Annotated in this window: 14 protein-coding genes, 1 tRNA gene and 1 CRISPR repeat array; of the genes, 6 read left to right on the forward strand and 9 right to left on the reverse strand. The window is 47.0% G+C overall.

Features of this window, described 5'->3' with window-relative positions; all coding sequences use genetic code 11:
• Positions 1-7 precede the first annotated feature (7 nt).
• Positions 8-889 carry an HDOD domain-containing protein gene (locus Q7C_RS04970; RefSeq protein WP_014703607.1) on the forward strand — a complete coding sequence of 294 codons (882 nt, stop codon included), beginning with the start codon at positions 8-10 and terminating at the stop codon, positions 887-889.
• A gap of 70 nt (positions 890-959) precedes the next feature.
• Positions 960-1,035: transfer RNA gene (locus Q7C_RS04975), tRNA-Thr, on the forward strand.
• 254 nt (positions 1,036-1,289) lie between these two features.
• A CRISPR array of direct repeats spans positions 1,290-5,398; the repeat unit is 28 nt; unit sequence TTTCTAAGCTGCCTGTGCGGCAGTGAAC.
• A 212-nt stretch (positions 5,399-5,610) separates the two neighbouring features.
• Here Q7C_RS04975 and Q7C_RS14040 read toward each other — a convergent pair.
• The 9 genes from Q7C_RS14040 to Q7C_RS05015 form a co-directional block, all read right to left on the reverse strand.
• A complete protein-coding gene (locus Q7C_RS14040) occupies positions 5,611-5,742 on the reverse strand; it encodes an XRE family transcriptional regulator (protein WP_202946517.1) in 132 nt (43 codons plus the stop codon).
• Between the two features lie 216 nt (positions 5,743-5,958).
• On the reverse strand, positions 5,959-6,510 hold the full coding sequence (cas6f, locus tag Q7C_RS04980; protein ID WP_014703619.1) for a type I-F CRISPR-associated endoribonuclease Cas6/Csy4: 552 nt from the start codon (positions 6,508-6,510) through the stop codon (positions 5,959-5,961).
• A gap of 11 nt (positions 6,511-6,521) precedes the next feature.
• The gene (gene csy3 / locus Q7C_RS04985; RefSeq protein WP_014703620.1) at positions 6,522-7,547 is read right to left on the reverse strand and encodes a type I-F CRISPR-associated protein Csy3; all 1,026 of its coding nucleotides are present in this window, start codon (positions 7,545-7,547) and stop codon (positions 6,522-6,524) included.
• A gap of 20 nt (positions 7,548-7,567) precedes the next feature.
• Positions 7,568-8,509 carry a type I-F CRISPR-associated protein Csy2 gene (csy2, locus tag Q7C_RS04990; protein WP_014703621.1) on the reverse strand — a complete coding sequence of 314 codons (942 nt, stop codon included), beginning with the start codon at positions 8,507-8,509 and terminating at the stop codon, positions 7,568-7,570.
• On the reverse strand, positions 8,506-9,771 hold the full coding sequence (gene csy1 / locus Q7C_RS04995; RefSeq protein ID WP_014703622.1) for a type I-F CRISPR-associated protein Csy1: 1,266 nt from the start codon (positions 9,769-9,771) through the stop codon (positions 8,506-8,508). The genes csy2 and csy1 overlap by 4 nt, the downstream gene beginning before the upstream one ends.
• Entirely contained in the window at positions 9,764-13,162 is a 3,399-nt protein-coding gene (cas3f, locus tag Q7C_RS05000; protein ID WP_014703623.1) for a type I-F CRISPR-associated helicase Cas3f, read from the reverse strand. The genes csy1 and cas3f overlap by 8 nt, the downstream gene beginning before the upstream one ends.
• Before the next feature lie 290 nt (positions 13,163-13,452).
• On the reverse strand, positions 13,453-14,448 hold the full coding sequence (gene cas1f / locus Q7C_RS05005; RefSeq protein WP_014703624.1) for a type I-F CRISPR-associated endonuclease Cas1f: 996 nt from the start codon (positions 14,446-14,448) through the stop codon (positions 13,453-13,455).
• Positions 14,449-14,487: 39 nt separating this feature from the next.
• Positions 14,488-14,706: an HIRAN domain-containing protein gene (locus tag Q7C_RS05010; protein ID WP_014703625.1), complete on the reverse strand. Its 219-nt coding sequence runs from the start codon at positions 14,704-14,706 to the stop codon at positions 14,488-14,490.
• Positions 14,707-14,861: 155 nt separating this feature from the next.
• Complete coding sequence (locus Q7C_RS05015; RefSeq protein ID WP_014703626.1) at positions 14,862-15,824, reverse strand: helix-turn-helix transcriptional regulator; 963 nt, start codon at positions 15,822-15,824, stop codon at positions 14,862-14,864.
• Between the two features lie 161 nt (positions 15,825-15,985).
• Between Q7C_RS05015 and Q7C_RS05020 the strand changes: the two genes are divergently transcribed.
• The 4 genes from Q7C_RS05020 to Q7C_RS05035 are packed head-to-tail and all read left to right on the forward strand — an operon-like array spanning position 15,986 to position 20,171.
• The gene (locus tag Q7C_RS05020) at positions 15,986-16,633 is read left to right on the forward strand and encodes a methylamine utilization protein (RefSeq protein WP_014703628.1); all 648 of its coding nucleotides are present in this window, start codon (positions 15,986-15,988) and stop codon (positions 16,631-16,633) included.
• Entirely contained in the window at positions 16,614-18,959 is a 2,346-nt protein-coding gene (locus Q7C_RS05025) for a bifunctional diguanylate cyclase/phosphodiesterase (RefSeq protein WP_014703629.1), read from the forward strand. Before Q7C_RS05020 ends, Q7C_RS05025 begins: the two co-directional genes overlap by 20 nt.
• Positions 18,922-19,752: a DUF3034 family protein gene (locus tag Q7C_RS05030; RefSeq protein WP_014703630.1), complete on the forward strand. Its 831-nt coding sequence runs from the start codon at positions 18,922-18,924 to the stop codon at positions 19,750-19,752. The genes Q7C_RS05025 and Q7C_RS05030 overlap by 38 nt, the downstream gene beginning before the upstream one ends.
• Complete coding sequence (locus tag Q7C_RS05035) at positions 19,752-20,171, forward strand: group I truncated hemoglobin (protein WP_014703631.1); 420 nt, start codon at positions 19,752-19,754, stop codon at positions 20,169-20,171. Before Q7C_RS05030 ends, Q7C_RS05035 begins: the two co-directional genes overlap by 1 nt.
• The last annotated feature ends 2 nt before the right edge of the window (positions 20,172-20,173 follow it).

Here is a 20,173-nt window from a genome sequence, read left to right on the forward strand (position 1 = left end):
CCTCTGCATGTCCCAATTGATTTTAGAACAACAATTGCGCGATCAAGCGGTCGAGGAAATTGAGATCCAAATCCGCGAAAACACACTCGAACTTCCGCCCGCACCAAATCTGCTGACACGACTTAGCGTCTATACAACCGATGGTGACAGCCACATCAGTGACATCGCGGCTGTGTTAGATTCTGAACCAACGGTTCGTGAGCGACTTATCAACATTGCCAACAGCCCGACACTTGGCGCGCGCACCAATGTGACGAGTGTTCAAGGCGCCCTAACCCGGCTTGGCTTGTCACGTGTTCAAGCATTAGCGACCAGCATCGTATTAAATGACTACTTGCAACGTCCGCCTTCAGCTATCCTGACCAGCCATTACAACCAAATGCGGCTTCGCAGCACAAAAGTCGCCGCCATCAGCTACGTCATTGCAGCAAAATATTCGCGTGTAGAAGCTGAAAAAGCGTTATTGGCCGGCTTAATCCATAACATTGGTAATGTGCCTTTACTGAAAGCCTTATCACTTCTTGATGCTGTCAAAGAAAAACCAACCCGATTTAACCCGTTACGCGATCGCATCATACCGCCTTATTATGCCGAAATTGGATATCAACTCCTCCTTTATTGGCAGCTTGAAGCCAGCCTGATATCAGCTACGCGTACGCATCAACACCTCGACCATAATCAGAGCAGTCAAATTGATGCTGACGATGTCGTCATTATTGCTTATCACCTCAGCCAAAGACTCGACTTAACGGATGTAGAAAACGTCCCATTTGCATTAGTAAACAGCGCGGCATTTCAAAAAATATGGCCGGATTGGCAAACCGCTAGCACAGATTTAGAGAATTACAGCGAAGAAATCCAACAAATTCAAAATGATATAGGTCGTTAAAATTTTATGACAATCCACGCCCGAATCGCTTGCACCCACATGACCACAACCGTATAATGTGCAGCCTGTTGCCGGTGTAGCTCAGTTGGTAGAGCAACTGATTTGTAATCAGTGGGTCGTAGGTTCAAGTCCTATCTCCGGCTCCAAAATATAAAAAGCCCAGCATTTTTGCTGGGCTTTTTTGTTTTTGACTACAACCAGCTTAGATGCTGACTAATCCCCTTTTCTTCTCCTCTCGCAACCGGCATTCATAAAACATTTTCAGGCGTGCTTACTAGATTGAAACCCATAGCGTTCAACCCTATCTACAGCTTCCTTTACACCAAACCCTAAAATTCCCGTATGTATCCTTCAGTCGCATGGTAAAACAGAGATGTCGGTTGATATCAATGCGAAGCTGCCCTTAAGCTGCCTATGCGGCAGTGAACTAACGGGCAACGTATCGACCTGATATGCTGATTTTCTAAGCTGCCTGTGCGGCAGTGAACAGCATTTCTTTTTCTTGCTGTAGCTGCTTAATTTTCTAAGCTGCCTGTGCGGCAGTGAACGTTTCAAGAATGACAAACTTTGGTCGCCGGAATTTCTAAGCTGCCTGTGCGGCAGTGAACCAATATTGATCGGCCAATGATCGCCCTTCGTATTTCTAAGCTGCCTGTGCGGCAGTGAACTGATACAGACTGGCTTTTTTCCGAGGGTCGCTTTTCTAAGCTGCCTGTGCGGCAGTGAACAACACAGTGTTCAGGGATGTGGTTGATCGCTATTTCTAAGCTGCCTGTGCGGCAGTGAACACCCCATCAGGTGGAACCTGACAGGGCTAAATTTTCTAAGCTGCCTGTGCGGCAGTGAACCATACTGCGAGACATTAAAAACACGGTGTTCATTTCTAAGCTGCCTGTGCGGCAGTGAACCGAGAGGGGCTTTCGCTCCTCTCTTTTTTTCATTTCTAAGCTGCCTGTGCGGCAGTGAACCGAAGCCAAGCTGTTCAAGATGGTGACGTGTTTTTCTAAGCTGCCTGTGCGGCAGTGAACAATCTGGCGTTTTTCACAGCGATGGCCAGTGTTTTCTAAGCTGCCTGTGCGGCAGTGAACTGCAAAGATTAACATCATTCATGTTTAACATTTTTCTAAGCTGCCTGTGCGGCAGTGAACGTTGCCCTGATGGGCCTTTACCGCATTCGGCTTTTCTAAGCTGCCTGTGCGGCAGTGAACTAGTTCACCTTTCTCTGATGCCGCTGGATGCATTTCTAAGCTGCCTGTGCGGCAGTGAACTTTCCTCTGAAAAATACCATTTACCTTTTTCTTTTCTAAGCTGCCTGTGCGGCAGTGAACTTCGTGCATTGCCAGGGTTTGAGGAAGACTTATTTCTAAGCTGCCTGTGCGGCAGTGAACCCGCGTTCCTCGGTGTTCATTAACCCATCACCTTTCTAAGCTGCCTGTGCGGCAGTGAACCAGAGATTGGGTCAGTGCAAATCGATTCAGGGTTTCTAAGCTGCCTGTGCGGCAGTGAACCGGTCAGTCAGCCGAGAAATCAGCGTCCTTATTTTCTAAGCTGCCTGTGCGGCAGTGAACAGGGGATTGATTTTCGCGTTCGTGTGCTTGGTTTTCTAAGCTGCCTGTGCGGCAGTGAACAGGGGATTGATTTTCGCGTTCGTGTGCTTGGTTTTCTAAGCTGCCTGTGCGGCAGTGAACGGGTTTGTTATTCATCATCAAAGCGTGATGGCTTTCTAAGCTGCCTGTGCGGCAGTGAACATGAGCAAGGGTAGCGGCAGAAGGCCGCAGCATTTCTAAGCTGCCTGTGCGGCAGTGAACACAGCCAATTATCGACATAACAGGCAGATGATTTTCTAAGCTGCCTGTGCGGCAGTGAACAACGGCCTTGGTGCCAGTGGACTGAGATGTAATTTCTAAGCTGCCTGTGCGGCAGTGAACACAGCCAATTATCGACATAACAGGCAGATGATTTTCTAAGCTGCCTGTGCGGCAGTGAACAACGGCCTTGGTGCCAGTGGACTGAGATGTAATTTCTAAGCTGCCTGTGCGGCAGTGAACGGGCTGCGGTCTTTGGCGTTGTCATCTTGACTTTTCTAAGCTGCCTGTGCGGCAGTGAACTTCCTTGCCGTTCAGATCCATGTCGCTGCAGCTTTCTAAGCTGCCTGTGCGGCAGTGAACGGAGTAACAGCAAAGAAACTCACGGGGGGGTATTTCTAAGCTGCCTGTGCGGCAGTGAACTGCAAATCCTGAAAACCATCGCCGACGATTGTTTTCTAAGCTGCCTGTGCGGCAGTGAACCATTGATTATCACAGCATAAGGACAATTTCATTTTCTAAGCTGCCTGTGCGGCAGTGAACCGTTTAGTGTTCGGATGGATAACTGACTGACTTTTCTAAGCTGCCTGTGCGGCAGTGAACTGCTGATGCTCGCGCTGGGCAGTGGGCTGATATTTCTAAGCTGCCTGTGCGGCAGTGAACACCGGCGGGGTGATTGCTGCCGGGTCTTATGATTTCTAAGCTGCCTGTGCGGCAGTGAACCGTTACGGTTCAGTCCGGTTCACCCGTATCACTTTCTAAGCTGCCTGTGCGGCAGTGAACGTACCGGACGCCAAGGAAGTCGAGGTCGATAATTTCTAAGCTGCCTGTGCGGCAGTGAACCTTAAAGGCTCTTACAACGAAGGATTTCACAATTTCTAAGCTGCCTGTGCGGCAGTGAACGGCAGAATCCCGACAACATGCAGACGCGACCATTTCTAAGCTGCCTGTGCGGCAGTGAACTGGCGTGCCAGCTCAGCTGAGGTGCTGCGACATTTCTAAGCTGCCTGTGCGGCAGTGAACCCAGTAACAGCGCAGTATGGTTGCAAATAGACTTTCTAAGCTGCCTGTGCGGCAGTGAACGTCCTTCAGACAAAATTCGCGCTCGGCTTTGCTTTCTAAGCTGCCTGTGCGGCAGTGAACACAAGGTATTCCTGAGTTAATTAACGGTGTATTTTCTAAGCTGCCTGTGCGGCAGTGAACACTAAACAGCAGCTTGACCAATTATTTATACTTTTCTAAGCTGCCTGTGCGGCAGTGAACGACGCGATTGAGGATGACACGGAACGGTTACTTTTCTAAGCTGCCTGTGCGGCAGTGAACGTTGTCATGGATAGTTTTTATGTTGGCAGTTTTTTCTAAGCTGCCTGTGCGGCAGTGAACGAGTGTTTTCATTGCTGCCCCTCTGGTTTGTTTTTCTAAGCTGCCTGTGCGGCAGTGAACTCTCTCTGAGGATGATATTGAGATACTGATTATTTCTAAGCTGCCTGTGCGGCAGTGAACGCTAATGGAACCCATCAATAAGTTTCTTCAATTTTCTAAGCTGCCTGTGCGGCAGTGAACTTATCAATAGTCGTTCCGGAGCTAGCGGATTATTTCTAAGCTGCCTGTGCGGCAGTGAACGTCACCCGCGCGCAAGAAGGCACCACTGCGCTTTTCTAAGCTGCCTGTGCGGCAGTGAACGCTAAAGCACGGCCAGCAGAAAACGCTGCGCTTTTCTAAGCTGCCTGTGCGGCAGTGAACATCATATGAAGTTGAAACCCGGACACGAAGCATTTCTAAGCTGCCTGTGCGGCAGTGAACGACTGGCTTGATTCGTTTCTTTTCGACGCTGATTTCTAAGCTGCCTGTGCGGCAGTGAACCTCCACGTTTAATTGCCCCGTCAGCGGCTTAATTTCTAAGCTGCCTGTGCGGCAGTGAACGCGATGGCCTCAGCCGCCGGGCGAATTTGGTTTTTCTAAGCTGCCTGTGCGGCAGTGAACTGATGTTAAACCCGAAACAGTAAAAAAATGGTTTTCTAAGCTGCCTGTGCGGCAGTGAACAAAGTTAAGCTTCACGTTTCTGGTCACATTGAATTTCTAAGCTGCCTGTGCGGCAGTGAACCTGTTGTCAGATGGCAGTGGTATACAAGATCATTTCTAAGCTGCCTGTGCGGCAGTGAACCAGCCTGTCTCTGGGGGCGCGGCGATGGACTGTTTCTAAGCTGCCTGTGCGGCAGTGAACTGTTTTTCGAACTCAATGATTTGTTGTGACATTTTCTAAGCTGCCTGTGCGGCAGTGAACTATATTATGTTAAATAATAATTGTGAACATGATTTCTAAGCTGCCTGTGCGGCAGTGAACTTGTTGTGCGTAATTGCCGACGCCACCAGAGTTTTCTAAGCTGCCTGTGCGGCAGTGAACTTTCAGCAACGCGGAGCGGTTCACTTTCACATTTTCTAAGCTGCCTGTGCGGCAGTGAACATATTGGCAGAGGGTTTGTTGATAGGCTGATTTTTCTAAGCTGCCTGTGCGGCAGTGAACTACGCCCGGCTCGTTGAACTGGCCGTTGTCGATTTCTAAGCTGCCTGTGCGGCAGTGAACGTCTGGATAGTCTGAGCATAAATCTTGTTGTGTTTCTAAGCTGCCTGTGCGGCAGTGAACCTGACCTGTGAGAGAAAGAAGTTCAGCGTATTTTTCTAAGCTGCCTGTGCGGCAGTGAACACAACTATAAAGCATAAATTAGCAACTACAACAATAAGTTAACCTTTAAATTGAGGATTTAACCATTATTTTTAGCTAATACTTTAACCTATTGATTAATAGTAAATTTTTTATGGCATGGAAAATTTGGTATTGAAGACCATCGCAAGCAGAGATTTTGAAGGATCTGAAAAGCTATCGTTCTTCTTTGGCTCAAGATACCAAGCGTAGCATCAAGCTGCGTAGGAAATGTTTATATTCACGGTGTTACCAATGGCCGCAAGCATGTTCACTAAGCGATCTACCGTGCACTTCTCGATTTTACCTTTCATGGCATCGCTTAACCGGGGTTGGGTTGTACCCAATCTTTCAGCCGCTTTGATTGGATCATTTTAAATGGTACTCCAGATTTCGAAACAGCCTTCCAGCTTGAACACAGGTCGATTTCATAGCCTGTATGCCGCTTTTTATATCAGGCAACTGACAAAATCAGTGGCAGTGTTTCTCTTCAAATACGACTTTTTGTATGACAACCCTTGACGATCGTTTTATATCGATTTTGATATAAAACCACCCCCCGATTAAAACCACGGGATAGTTGCGGTTTTGGAGAGGCCGAACTGATCAAAGTCTCCATCAACAGGGTTATCATGCAATGATCCAAACTCAATATAACGCCGATGCCGATGTCCATTTGAGCCACTGACCAATTCCACGTATGGATTATCCAACCCTTTGGTAAACATTTTGGCCTTGTAGTTTTTAGCTTCTGCCTCTGTGATAGAACCGCGTTTGATCAGCCGCTTCAGCTTTGCCGCACTCATCGTCGGTTGCTGACGCGAGATTGTGCGAAACTTCACATCTGCTGGAACTGACTGAATATCGCTGTTTTGACAATAAACACTCATCGACCCAATCCAGTTTCGACACTGGATCTTATCCAATGCCTCAGCGGTACCGTGTAGGCGCAGTGTATTGCCCAAAGTGAGATTATGGTTTGGGAAGCTGACACCGATGTCGGTGGATTGTGAGTCGCATAAGGCTTTATGGAGCTTGGTGTAAATAGCATTCATCAGTACCGTTTCTTTAAATTCCGGATCGGGCAAGATGTGAATATCAAGGTAATAGTTCATATCATCACCTGTTATTTATCACTTTCACCAAATACACCACCACGCACGAGCACACCCATGACGTAATGTTCGTCTTCCACACGTGCTAACTCTCCACCACGCGCCCAGCTATCAAAAAAGGTATAGAAGTCTTGTTTGTCAGCCGGCGTTCTGAAAGCTTTACCCAAGTTGGTGACCGCACCGTAGGGTTCAATGGCAATCGGTCCGGCAGAGGCTACCGCATCATCGTGCTCAGGGTACCAAGTATCAATGGTGCGCATCGCATTACCGAGCTTTTGGGAATGCATCGCTGCCATGCCATCGACTGAATAGAGTATTTTGCTTTTGTTGCCTTTGCCTTTATCCAGAACCAGCTCTTCACTGGGGTAAACATCCTGCGCTTTGCCCACTTTGGCATAGCAGGTAATATCAAGCATCAAGAAATCATTATCGCTGCTCAGGGCAGACGCAATACGGTCAGCCAAAGATTCAACATCTGCAGTCGTAACCTCCATATCACGGGGGTTTAATTCCAGTGCGTCGAATTCCCAGCTCTGTTCAGCGCCTTTATTTAGTGCTTTGACTTGCACCAGAATGGCTTCTGCACCAAAGCGGTTACGCCATAGAAAACGAGCATTGGCGATGTTCAGTGCATAGCGCTTGGCAAGCTCTCTCATGCCTTGAGTTTCAAGGTAGCTGCTGACCGCCTGCTGATAACCTTCTTTAAAAGCGGCGTTATTACAGGCCGATGGCTGCTTTAATCCACCCAGCACCTTGAGCGTGAAATGCAGTTTTAACGTGTCTTGTTCTGTGCCTAACGAACAGGCATCGACTGTTTGCAGATTCGGCTTCTCAACTTCATTATTAAGCGCCGCAGGATCCTTTTGTAAGGCAGGTTTTAGGCGGTTTGAAATTGTTCCGCGTACCGATTTTTCATTTAAAGAGAGCGGGGCTGCCTCGCTTTTATTGTCCCATTGGCAACCGTACATATAGCCATCAGAGGGAACCAGTTTTTTCTCAAACGCCAATACAGATGCGGTATTTTCTTTTTTAGCCATGGTATTTCTCCTTGAATAAATTAGTAATCGCTGAGGGTGGTTTCAGATTCATGTGTTTGTTGAACACAGAGATAAAGGTTGTTTTCTGGCTCCACCAGGTAACGCCAGAGTAAGTCTTCGGGGGAAGCCAAACGGTAAGGCATCTTGAATTCACCCAGAGTCACTAAGCTTTCGGCAAAGCGATGCGGGGTATCCGGGTCACGTTGGTTTAGCGCATTGCCCAGATCGCTAATACCGTGAAAGCCGGTAGCAATGGGCACTATCCAACCCCTCTCACCATTCGGCCCGGTAGCTTTGCGTTGGCTTAGCCAGTGGACACGCTCCTCTCCGCCCTTCTCGTCTTTGCTGGAGGTGTGATGTATGGCTAGATAGTCAAGCATGGCATCCATGGCGTCCTGCCCCTGTTCCATGGCCTCCTGCATTAAATCTCTACGTTCGACGAGAGCATAACCCGGCATCAGTTTGCGCTTGGCCATGTCAAAATCCCTTACAATTTCAGGTGTACCGCAACTCAGAATATCGCCACCTGCCAGCTTTATATTGCCGAGCAGTAATTGATGTAATCGCTCCAACATTTGTGATTCATCCTGGGCTTCAATGCAGTTGTATTCGATAACTAAACTCACCTCCAAATGACAGCGAGCTTCTTCGATAAAGGAAGGACGAACAGCATTACCTTTTGGCTTATCTTTTTCGGACTTGGGTTCCAGCGGGTTGCCCGTGCCAATAATAGAATGCACAAAATCGCCGGGGCCTTTATAGGTTTGCAAATCAAAGTGATGCACCACGACACCAATGGCAGAAAACTCAACGGGGGAATCCTGCATATTCAATTTACGCTGCAATGCATGCACAGCCCCCAGCCAGGCGGTCATGGCCGGAAAGCCAATGGTGAAAGGGCTGGATAAGGCATTGGCGTTTTGCACCTTAATATGAGGCAGAAGAATCAGGTTCTCACTCATCTCAACACCTCCTTGTTGTCTTCTATAAACTCTTTAATGTAATGGTGCTCGGCCTCACCCAGCATAACGGGATGCTTAATACTGTTTTTGTAGCTGCTGACAATCCATCGAGCAATCTGGTCACAGAGGGTGTTCAGCCAGTCATCCTCTTGCAGCCGTTGCTCTTTATGTTGTTCGCATAGCCAGAGTTTTTGCCATGCCCGTAACTTGCTGGTTTCTGGCCAATACTGTTGAGTTGAGACGTCTCTCAACGCCATCATTTTCTGCAGGATCACATCCAATATATCCCCAAGGCAGCGATCCCTGCCCTTGCGAATTTTCTCTAATGGAATTTGGCCGTCACGCTCGATTTTGAAGACCTTATCGAGCCGCTCCAGAATGTCTTTGCAGTCGTAATAGCGCAGGCTTTGGATAAAGAAATCTCTGGCGGGGAATCTGACATCTCGCTGTTCCAACAGCGGCGGTACAGATAAAAGCAGGTGGGCTTTGCCGCCGTTCTGGTTATTCAGAACACTGACATTCTGGGGTTTAGTACCGCCATAACCGATAGTGGTTATATCGTAGATTTCGCTATAGCCCGACTCGGAATAGGTATTATTGCGCCGTAGCTCCCGTCCTTCCTTAACAGCATCCGAAAACCGTAACGCATCAATGCGCCTACGCAGTTCGAAAATCATGCCTGAGTTGCTGAGTATGGATAGCTGGTGGTAATCCTTATCTGCTGGAAAATACACCTGCTTTATTTTTGAACTGGTCACAGGCGTATCGTCCGACCGAGCCATGGCCATAAATCCAGACTTTAGATTGGCATAGCTCTCGGATGGGGTATTTAACAATGTTTTACCCAACTCCGAGTCTTGCTCTATATGCTCTATGACTGTACTGCCATCTTCTGTTACCAGTGAAAGAAACTTATGTACATCCAAAGCAGCGGCGTTACCTAACGCATCTGCTTGAACATCGACATTTCCTGTACGCAAATAGCCATCAGGTTCCCTTGATGATTTTGCTATAACGGACGTGGCATAGCCGTTTTTGTTCTTTCGTGAGCTGGGATGGCTGAAAGTACAAGGGTGAGTTGATATAGATATTTGACCTGCACGTTTAGCCGCATTCGGGAGCCATTTTTCAAGAGAGAACTCCTCTTCGCACTCCAGTTCTATCTCCCTTTTTTTCTCATTGGTCATATCTGGCTTAAGTTTCTTTTTGAGCCAACCTTCTTTGCGTTCAGCAAAAAAAGCATCAATCGCCGGGTCAAGCATGGTCACTCTCCTGTTCGTATAAACCTAACTGGTCGTTGTATTCATATGCCTTTCTGGTGCTTTCTGAGTAAACATCCAGGCTGATTTCGCCGTAGCGTGTTGCAACCTGATCCAAAGGTTCTTCGCGCATTTCGCTTTGTATTCGCAATAGCTGGAGGTAATCGCGCTGGAGCCAAAGCCGTGCTGTCTGCACCTTTGTTAACTCTGTGGTGGTGATTTGATAGACAATGTCATGACGAGCAAACTCACCAGTGTTGAGGCGGCTAAATTCACCTTTGGCATCGCGCTCGGTAAACCAGGCGTCACCGCCGCCATTTGTAACACGGTAAAGCTGAACGCTTTTTGTACTTTGTCGAAAACGCTTAAGAACTTGCGGTAATGCGGTGAGATACCAGTACCACTGAATATAGCCTTGCAGGGTTTCCGGCCCTTTACCCTCGTAATCGGTCAGTTGGCTCTCTATGACCGCATGTTCCAACAAGGCCATGGGGGTTTTACTGTTTTTTTGCCTTTCCTGGATTCTTGGTGTGGCATCTAGTCGAGTGCCGATCAGCTTCTCATCCACGGCTGTGAAAATATCATGGCTCTCCATGGCACCATGTCTTTTTGTTCCATCTGCTTTTAGTTTTGGTAAATTACCATCCACTTCATAACCTGGCTTACAAAAGCGCGGTTCTCTTGGTTTATCTCCGTATTTAAGCGTTCGCCAATTATATTGAAGGATACCGATATTGGGATGTTCTACCTCACCATCGCGGTGCCGTTTGACCCGCCCTGCTAACTGAATAATGGAGCGATAGGAGGAGGGTTCGATCACAGCCCAGTCGAAATCGTGGTCACGCCCTACTTCCTCAACAGGTGTGGCAACCAGAATAAATAACAGATTTTTTACTTGGGGCTGCTCATTGGCAATGCCGTCCAGATGACTTCGAACCTGCTCATTGTTAAAGGCCTGGGGTTGTTCGCCCGGTTGTTCTTTGCGCTTTAATACGCCATCAAGATGCTTTTCCTGTTCGTGACGTAGTAACAATACCTGCCTGCTGTGATACGCCATGACTCGCACTTCAGTATCTTCAGGCCAGTTATATTCCAACAAAAAACGGGTAAGTTGCACGCAGGGTTGGATATTGGCAATCCGCACCACCCCAAAAGAAACCTTTAAGCCGGTTTTTACATCCACACTGTGGTGGTGTGCGTGCCTTTCCAGGGTCTCGGGCGCTATACGATTAAACCAGGCCTCTTTTTTACGGGTGGTATCCGACTCAGCATTGCTTTGCATGGCTTGCGAGCAATCCACCACAATGGCTTTGCGCTTCGCCGCTTGTTTGCCTAACGCTTGTACTCGCTTTTCAATATATCCGTCATGGATGTGACGATAATCCTCAGCAGCCTGGTCTTGGTTACCGATCTCTTCAACCTGTGTTGAAAACTCATCTATCCAGGCACAGCCCACCACCGGACTGGCGTTACGGGTTTTACAATAGAGCAGCCAGCCTTGCTGGTAAGCATGGAAATAGCCTTCTGCCATTGCCGGGGGAATAGTCGCCGAGGAAATCATCACCTTACGCCCCAGCATTCCCGCCAGATGGATCAGACGACCAATGGCAATTAAGTCACTGCCGGTGAAGTCATCAACTTCATCGATTACTAAATCCGAAGACAACAAGCGCAATGCGGGCAAAATGTAGCGTCCGCCCCGTATGGTTTCCGTTGCGGCAATGATGTGGTCGATAGTGCAAGCCAAAACCGGCGCGTAAAGTAACTGCCTGTCTTTACTGCTCTGTAAAACCGTGGTTAAGCCTTCTTCGGGCAGCTCACCTTGATAAACAACTTCGTCAGAATTAGCTAACAGGGTTTCGACGGATTCTGATCCATATTTTTCCTGCTCTTGTACTTGTTCCTGTTTGTTTTGATTGTGCAAATCCGCAATCGCTTTAGAGCCAATCAATACTGCCAGATCGCTTCCATCACTGTTCTTGAATATACGCTCACGGTATTCATCGCCAGTTTGTAAAGTAAGATTGCGAAGCCCCAGCGCGAGGGTATAGCGCAAGCTGTCGCCGTCATCGGAAAGCGCCATCATAACTTTGGCATTAGCAAAGGTTTTGCCACAGCCCGTGCTGGCCATATTTACGGCAAAAAAACCTTTGCGTGTGTCACCACATGCTTTACGCCAGTCGCGCACTTTTTTGGCAGCTGTATTTTGCCAAGCGTAGGAGGTTGGGCTTTTACGTTTTAATTCTGCCGTATTAAAGCTAGGCTCCAGGCCATTTTCGATAAGCTGTAACTTCCCGACAATTTTTTTGGCACTCTCGTAAACGCCCACCAAGTGCTGATCCAAAGCCTGCTTGGGCGATTTGTCTTTTTGGGTATTGGCAATCAAGCCGGTGGTATTAGGCCAATTAGGCGTCTGGCCAATTTCAAGGGATGAAAAATAGTGGTCGCCTAACATCAAAGACAAGCGAGCATGGTGGAGTAGTACGCGATAGCTACCATTCTCTACGGCCTGAGAAATAGTATCTTGTGACTCCAGCAATTTGCCCGACCAGCGCTTGATTTGCGACAGCCATTTGCTGGAATTAGATAACAGCCCAGCAGGGAATTCTAAGCAGGACGCGAGATCATCTACACCACTATTCTCATAGCCCCAGCTTTTATCGATCATGTCAAACATGCCTTCAAGACTCGTACACGGACTGCCTTTAGGTGCTTTTTTATCATCCAGAAAAGGAAGTCGATGATGAGTAACGATCAACCAAGCCACTAATTTAGCGACACTCGGCAAATCGGCTAATGGTCTTTCACAACTTTCACGCAGAGATGCCTTGAGGATATCCTCATCAATCTTTCCGTCTTTTAATGTTACTAACCATTCCTCGTCCTTATTGGGGTTGTTTGTGTTGGCAATAAGTGCCTTGAGCAATAAGCACGACACCCATTCGTGACGTAGCCTGTCTGCGCCTTTACCTTTATAATGTTTTCCAAGTTTTTGCTGGAAACGAGCACTGGCTTTACCCCAGTCGTGAAGTAATGCGGCGAAACAAGTCAATGATCTAATAACGGGAAGGAACTGCCAGTCTTGTATATCGTCCCGGTAAAGCTGATTGGTCGATGTACTATTCACCGGTACAATGCCTCTCTGATTAAATTTGTTTTTATTTCCCACCACCCAAACCAACTCCGACCTTGAGCGGCTCCGTATCCAGTGGCAACTCACGGCGGTATTTTTACTGGCAGTTTTTCGCAGTAGTTTTTTAACGGCCAACAAACCTTCCTGAGTAATCACTGTCTGCCAAGTGTTATCCCCAATACGATCGGCAAAAGCATCCAGCACTCGCCTAGTTCGGGCATGTGCTTTTTTCTCGCATTGGGAAACGAAGGTGACCATCATTGTAGGCACATCCCTATGTTTTTAAGTTAGAATCGGGCTGTTGTCGCGCCAACGATTCAACAGCCGTCATCTTCATGACTACAGCAACTTACAATGTTCTGCATCCAAAGGCTCAGCGAGTGGCACCGACTTACGAGTGCGGTGCTTCTGCTTTACTCTTGAAAAGCAGCTTACTCTAGTTTTCATTACACAACAACCTATAAAAAGTTTGTTTAATAAATATTAATTCTGTTATTGTATGAATACTGCCGCACAGGCAGCTTAGAAATATAAGAAGTTTGTTTATATATTCACTGCCGCACAGGCAGAGCCTCTATGGAGGGACAAGGAACGCCCCTCTTTTCCCAATCATCTTTCAATGCCACACTTTTGACCTGTTCAAACATAAATTCCAAGGCGTTATGATCGGTAAAGGCTTGTAAACATTGCTGACGAAACTCTTGTTCTGTGCTTTTTTCTTTCGCACAGATAAATGCCCAAGGCAAAATCAATGCATCTTTCACCAAATCAGCAATATCAAATACCAACGCGCCACGCCGGGTTTTACCATGCATAACAGCAAAGCCGTGTGGAATGCCCAACACCCATAGCGTTGTTGCAGCCAAGCCATAGGCCAGGTAATTACCATGATTGAGAAATATATTAGCCAGATCTGCGGCTTCGCGTTCACGGGTAAAATCACTGTAGCCAGTTATGCGAACAGCAAATTTATAGAGTTGCTTTGTCAGCTCCGCTTCGGCCTGTAAAAGTTTCCCAACATTATTCGCGATATTGATTTTCTTTAAGCTGTTTTCGAGTGCAGTTTGTAATGTGGGATCGGTAATACTGAAACCTTCCGTTTTCAAATCTCGATCTTTTTTCCATGCCTGCTGTAGAAATTTAATCCTTTGCTGTTGAAACGCCCTTGCTGCTTCAAGGCGTTTTTCTTCTTCAAACCAGAATTGCATCCATCCTTGGATGTACTCTGTTGGTCGGTATTCACTTTGAGGAGAAAGCCACTCAATTTCATTTGCCATCAACAATGGCGTGCCCCCACCACCACAAAAACCGACCAACACGCCCGCCGATGCCAGCATTCTCATTGCTGCCTGAGTAATTGAAGTGCCCGTACCTAGTAGCAAACACGTTGTATTGGCGATGGGAATATTCCAATACTGATTTTGATTTTTCTCTTCGGTGAGATAAAGCACTCGACCATCTTTTTGCATGATCCGGCATTTTTCCAAATAATAAATATTGGCTCGTTTGGAGTGTAAAATCGCTTTTAAATCGGTTAATGCTTCCATCATCATTCCAATATAGATATGCAAAACATCTCTATTCGCTTATTGTGTTATTAGGTAAAACTGCTTCATATATGAACTGCCACAGTCACGCGGCAGGCAACCCAGCTTGGTTTCATTTCGGTAAACAGCAACGGCGCGTTTTTCATAGGGGTTATCGGCTTCGCGTTGTAGACGGAGCAGTTGACCTTGTTTCAATTCTGACCATGCCGCTTCGCCTTGATAATATTGAAAGCCTGCGATGGGTGAGTGTTGGAGCAACAGGCTTTTTTTCCTTTTTGCTTTCTTCTGCTCTGACAAATGCTGGAACAGTCACCAGTGCTATCAAGCTCTTGATTAAGTTTCTTCTCTCCATTGTCATGATTCCTAGGGTCGGGAAATTCATCCTGCACGACTTAAGTCCCAAAACCTGATACTTAACGATAATTTTTCTGCATTTTTTGTATTTCCTGAGCAATGTCTTCGCGAAGATCCGCTGGGGACAACACTTCCACCTCGCTACCAAAGTGGAGGATATCTCGTATCAGTTCTCGGTTATCGCTGTAGGGAATGGAGAGCAGGTAGTTGCCCTCTGCGGTCCAGTCAGCCTGTTGATCGGGATGCCAGTTTTCCCGGCTGACGCGTTTGGAGATGGGTTTGGAAAACCTGAGTGTTGCGATATCTTTGACTTTGCCTGCAAAAATGCCGTAACCCGGCATAACATGGTTATCCAGTGTTGAGAATGGAATATCTATCGCTTGGTTTTTCAGGCGTTGTATCTGCTGGATATTATCGAGTAAAAAAGTGCGCAATGCGTCACGTTTGTGGCACCAGGCATCCAGATACCAGTTGTCCCGATAATAAACGAGTCGTTGCGGGCTGATTATTCGGGTGTCTATCTGATCAGTTTGCCATTGCCAGTAGCTGATTTGCAGCTGCTTTCGGGTTAATAGTGAAAAGGCAATTTCAGTAAAAAATGTCGGTTCGCATTGTCTTTGCCACTGGCTGGTTACTTTGATTCTGTTTTGCCAGTCCTGATCGTTAATGCTTTGTTTGTGCAAACGCGCCTGTAAGCGCTGTGTCACGGGATGCAGTAATTCTTTGACAAGCGGTGGTTGCAGGCTTTGACTTATCTGTTCCAGCAGTGCCAATGACACCATTTCTTTGTCGGTAAACCATAAGCCGGGCAGTTCGAAGGTTTCCCCTGATTTCAGGTCGTAGTAATAGCCCCGACCGCGTTTGTTTTTGATGGGGGCACCAAGATAGTCGCACATATGGGTACGAATTCGGTGAAACGTGTTTTTGCCGTAGCCAAAATGGTTGAGGATGTCATTAAGCGGAACCGGGTAACGATGCTTTTTAAAATAATTATCCAGCTCGTAAATATGGGAAAACTCCATTTCCGCTACCTCGCCAGGTTTTGATTTAAGGCAAGATACCATGTGACACACTGTTGGTATAGCAATCGGCTATGCCGCAACTAATTCGCACTAAAGTTGAAGCTGATAGGCAATTTCTGTAGATTTAGAAGTGTGCAATTTAATTTTGAGAAAGCTATCTAATGTCGCCCTGCCGCCTTCTGTTTGCATCAGCCCTGTTAGCAAACAGCACTATCCTGTCTGCAACGGTGACTATCGCTGTGACTGACCAGCATGGCGCTCCATTAGCCGATGCAGTTATTGAGATTGCAGACACACAACCCACCGTTGAAAACACTGATGATATTGCGATTGTTGATCAGATTGATAAAGCGTTCGTGCCAGATCAATTGGTTATTCAGCAAGGTCAGCTGGTTGATTTTCCGAACAGCGACAATATTCGTCATCATGTTTATTCTTTTTCCAAGGCCAAAGCGTTTGAGTTAAAGCTTTATGCAGACAAACCCGAACAACCTGTTCGGTTTGATCAGCATGGCGTCGTTGTACTGGGTTGTAATATCCATGACACCATGGTGGGTTACATTTACGTTGCTGGCGATAAACGGGTTGAGACAACCAATGAGGATGGACTTGCTCACTTTGCTGATGATATTCAACGTGTCAGTGTTTGGCATGCGCATCAAACAACTGGCCCAGAGCAGTTAACTCACTACGATTTGGGCCAACTTAATCAAACCCGTGAGGGGCGTTATCAGGTAACAGTGGATGTGATGCCGCCACCGCCGCGAGATACCTTCAAAGATACTTTCGGTGAGAATTTCCAACCTTAGCCTCTACAATCAGATCTCGTTATTGTTACTTGTCGTGGTACTGGTTACCACTGGTGTGATCCAATTTACGGCCTGGTGGTCAGCTGAGCAGTTTAATAATCAACAGATTCGCCAAGACATACAGAAAGCGACTGAAATTCTTGACGAGTATGCACAATCCCGTGAAGCCTTGCTGATGACTTCAGCACGTGTGCTGACTGCAGATTTTGGTTTTAAACAAGCGGTCGCGACATCAGATCGCAATACCATTGCCAGTATGCTGGAAAATCACCGAAATCGTATTGATGCGGATGTGTTATTGCTCAGCCAACGCAATGGCGATCCTATCGCTTCCTCATCCCAGACTAAGGTTTCGGCGTCGCAGTTCAGGGAGATTTTTTCTGGCTTGAATGCCACACCCGAAAAGTCGCAGTTAATCTGGATGGATAATGCGGTGTATCAAATCATCATGCAACCGGTGCTGGCGCCGAGACCAATTGCCTACGCTTTGATTGGTTTTCAAGTCGATGAGCCGATTCTGGAGAAGTTGCACAAGCTGACACTGAAAGAATTAACCTTTCTGGTCAATAATGAGGTCGTTACCAGTACGCTACCTAATATCACGGCTGGTATGAGCCACAAGAGCGTGTTAGATCACACTGAAACTTCCTGGTTTTTAATTAATCGACCGCAATTAATTCACACGGAATTAGCGACGATGACCAGTGTGAATAACCCTGTCAGCCTCATTTTGACTCACGATCTACGACCGATTTATAACCAATATGACGCGCTGGCATTGAGAATTATCGTTATTGCTTTATCGATCTTTATTCTCGCCATTTTGAGTGGCAGTTATCTGGCCAGTCAGTTAACCAAGCCGTTAGCCAGTTTGGTCAACTTGGCAAAACAGTTTGCCCAAGGCGATTATCGACATGCCGTAACAGAACATCAAGGCTCCAGTGAGACACGCAGTTTGTCTGAAGCCTTACATGTCATGGGAAATCAAGTTGCCAGTCGCGAAGAACGTATTCGGTATCAGGCTGAACACGATCACTTGACCGGCCTGTTTAATGCCGAAAAGCTTCGCTCGACACTGACAAATACTTTAAGTGAACTGCAACGTGCAGTGCTGATTACGTTTTATATCGGTAATTTTCGGCAGGTGAATGATCGACTAGGGCCTGATCTCGCTGATAACTGTTTGCGGATTATCGCCAATCGTATTCGCGATCTGCCCTGCCCCGGCAAACATCTGGTTGCCCGTATGGAAGGTATTGAGTTTATTGTCATTTATCAATTACCGCCTGGTCGCAGCGAGCAGCCACTGATTGACCAATTGCTGTATCAACTGGAAATGCCAATTCGGGAACAGGAAATTACCATTCATATGCAATATCACTGCGGCGTTGCTGTTTACCCTGATGATGCAGATGAGCCATTGAGCTTGCTGCGTCGCACCCGACTTTCTGCGGATTATGCACGTAGCCATCAGCTACGTATTTATCATTACGAACAAGGATTGGATGAAGCGAGACTGGAACGGTTTGCCTTGATTGAGTCGCTAAACCTCGCCTTAAAACAAAAAGGCAAGGGCTTTAAACTCAATTTTCAGCCCAAAATGCGGATACTTGATCAGCAAATTATCGGTGTCGAAGCGCTCATGCGCTGGGAGCATCCCGAAAAAGGATTTGTGCCACCGGATACTTTTATTGCACTTGCTGAGCAGGCCGGTTTGATTAGCGACATCACGCGCTGGGTAATTCATGCAACGTTGCATCAAGCGAGACAATGGCACCAACGTGGTGTGATGTTACAAGTTGCAATTAATGTTTCCGCAGAGGATGTCTGCAACCCTGCCTTTTGTCAGATGTTGGAAAATGCGGTCGATAACATTGGCGTCAACCCAAAATATTGCACTATCGAAATTACCGAGAGAGATATTTTGCAAGACGAAAAGACCGCAACGCAAACATTGCTGTCAATACAAAACAGGGGATTCCGTATCTCTCTGGATGATTACGGCATTGGCCAATCTGCGCTGGCAAAGCTGAAAGTACTGCCCATCAACGAAATCAAGTTGGATAAAGCTTTTATACTCAACCTGGATACATCAGCAAAAGATCAAAGTATTGTGCGCTCTACGATTACCATGGCACGTGAACTCAATCTGAAAGTCGTTGCTGAAGGTGTTGAAAATGCCGCTAGCTTACAATTGTTAACGGCCATGGGCTGTGATTCAGTACAGGGTTATTATTTGGGCCGGCCCATGCCGGCAGATCAATTACTTTTATGGTTAGAAAAATTTTATGACTCGGATCAACCTAGTTCTGCTGGTTCTGTTTAGTCCCGTTTTATCGGCAGCAGATGGTAAATTACTGGCAACACCCGGCGTATCACAAATTGAGGGGGCTGCCGGTGGTGGTTTTGTTCCTTGGGCCCAGCTGGCTGGATATGCCAGCCGGGATGAGATCAGCGGCAATGTATTTTGCAGTCGCGGTAACCTTGATGACTATCACTTGAATGTCTGTGGTGCTCAGATTGGGTTGTATGATCGGGTGGAGTTATCTCTTGCCGAACAGCAGTTTCACGTTGATGCACTGGATTTAAATATTGAACAACGTGTTCTGGGCGCAAAAATCCGGTTATATGGCGATGTAGTTTATAGCGACTGGCCGCAAGTCAGTGCTGGTCTGCAATATAAACAACTGGATGATCCGCTGGTCGCCGATCTGCTTGGTGCCAAAGAGGACAGCGGCACCGATTTTTATATTGCCGCCAGCAAACTTCATTTGGGTGCGGCGGCCGGCTATAACTTGTTTTGGAATCTTACCGCTAGAAATACCAATGCTAATCAGACCGGGCTGTTAGGTTTTGGCAGTGTTAATGGAGGAGATGATCGCCAGTGGCATCTGGAGGCCTCTACTGCGGTTTTGTTCAGCCGGCATTTCGCTATCGGGGTCGAATACCGACAAAAGCCCGATAATCTTGGTTTACAGGAAGATGACTGGCATAACCTGTTTGTTGCCTGGTTTCCTAATAAATACTTGAGTGTCACCGGGGCCTTATTAGATATGGGTGAGATTGCCGGCGCGCGTTCTCAACGTGGGACTTATGTTTCTGTCACAGGGTATTTCTGATGCGGTCAGCGATTGTTACGTTATTAATTCTGGCGCTTTCCGGCTGTGCTTCGCAACCCAAACAACGCACGCTTTATGATGACTTAGGTGGCGCGGAAGGAATTGACCAAATTGTCAGTCATTTTATCAATCAGATTGGTCACGACCCGGTTATTTTGCCCTATTTTGCCGACAGCCACGTCAGTCGGTTTCGTGAAAAAATTACTGAGCACTTTTGCCATATCAGTGATGGGCCTTGCGCATATACCGGCGACAATATGGTCGATATTCATGTCGGCATGGATATCAATGAGCATGACTTTAATCGGGTCGTAGATTTACTTTATAACGCATTGGAACAATCTGGCGTGCCGCATCCCGCTCAAAACCGGCTAATCGCTCGGTTAGCGCCTTTACGCAGCGATATTATTTATCGATAGTA

Source organism: Methylophaga frappieri, assembly GCF_000260965.1.
Classification (GTDB): Bacteria; Pseudomonadota; Gammaproteobacteria; order Nitrosococcales; family Methylophagaceae; genus Methylophaga; species Methylophaga frappieri.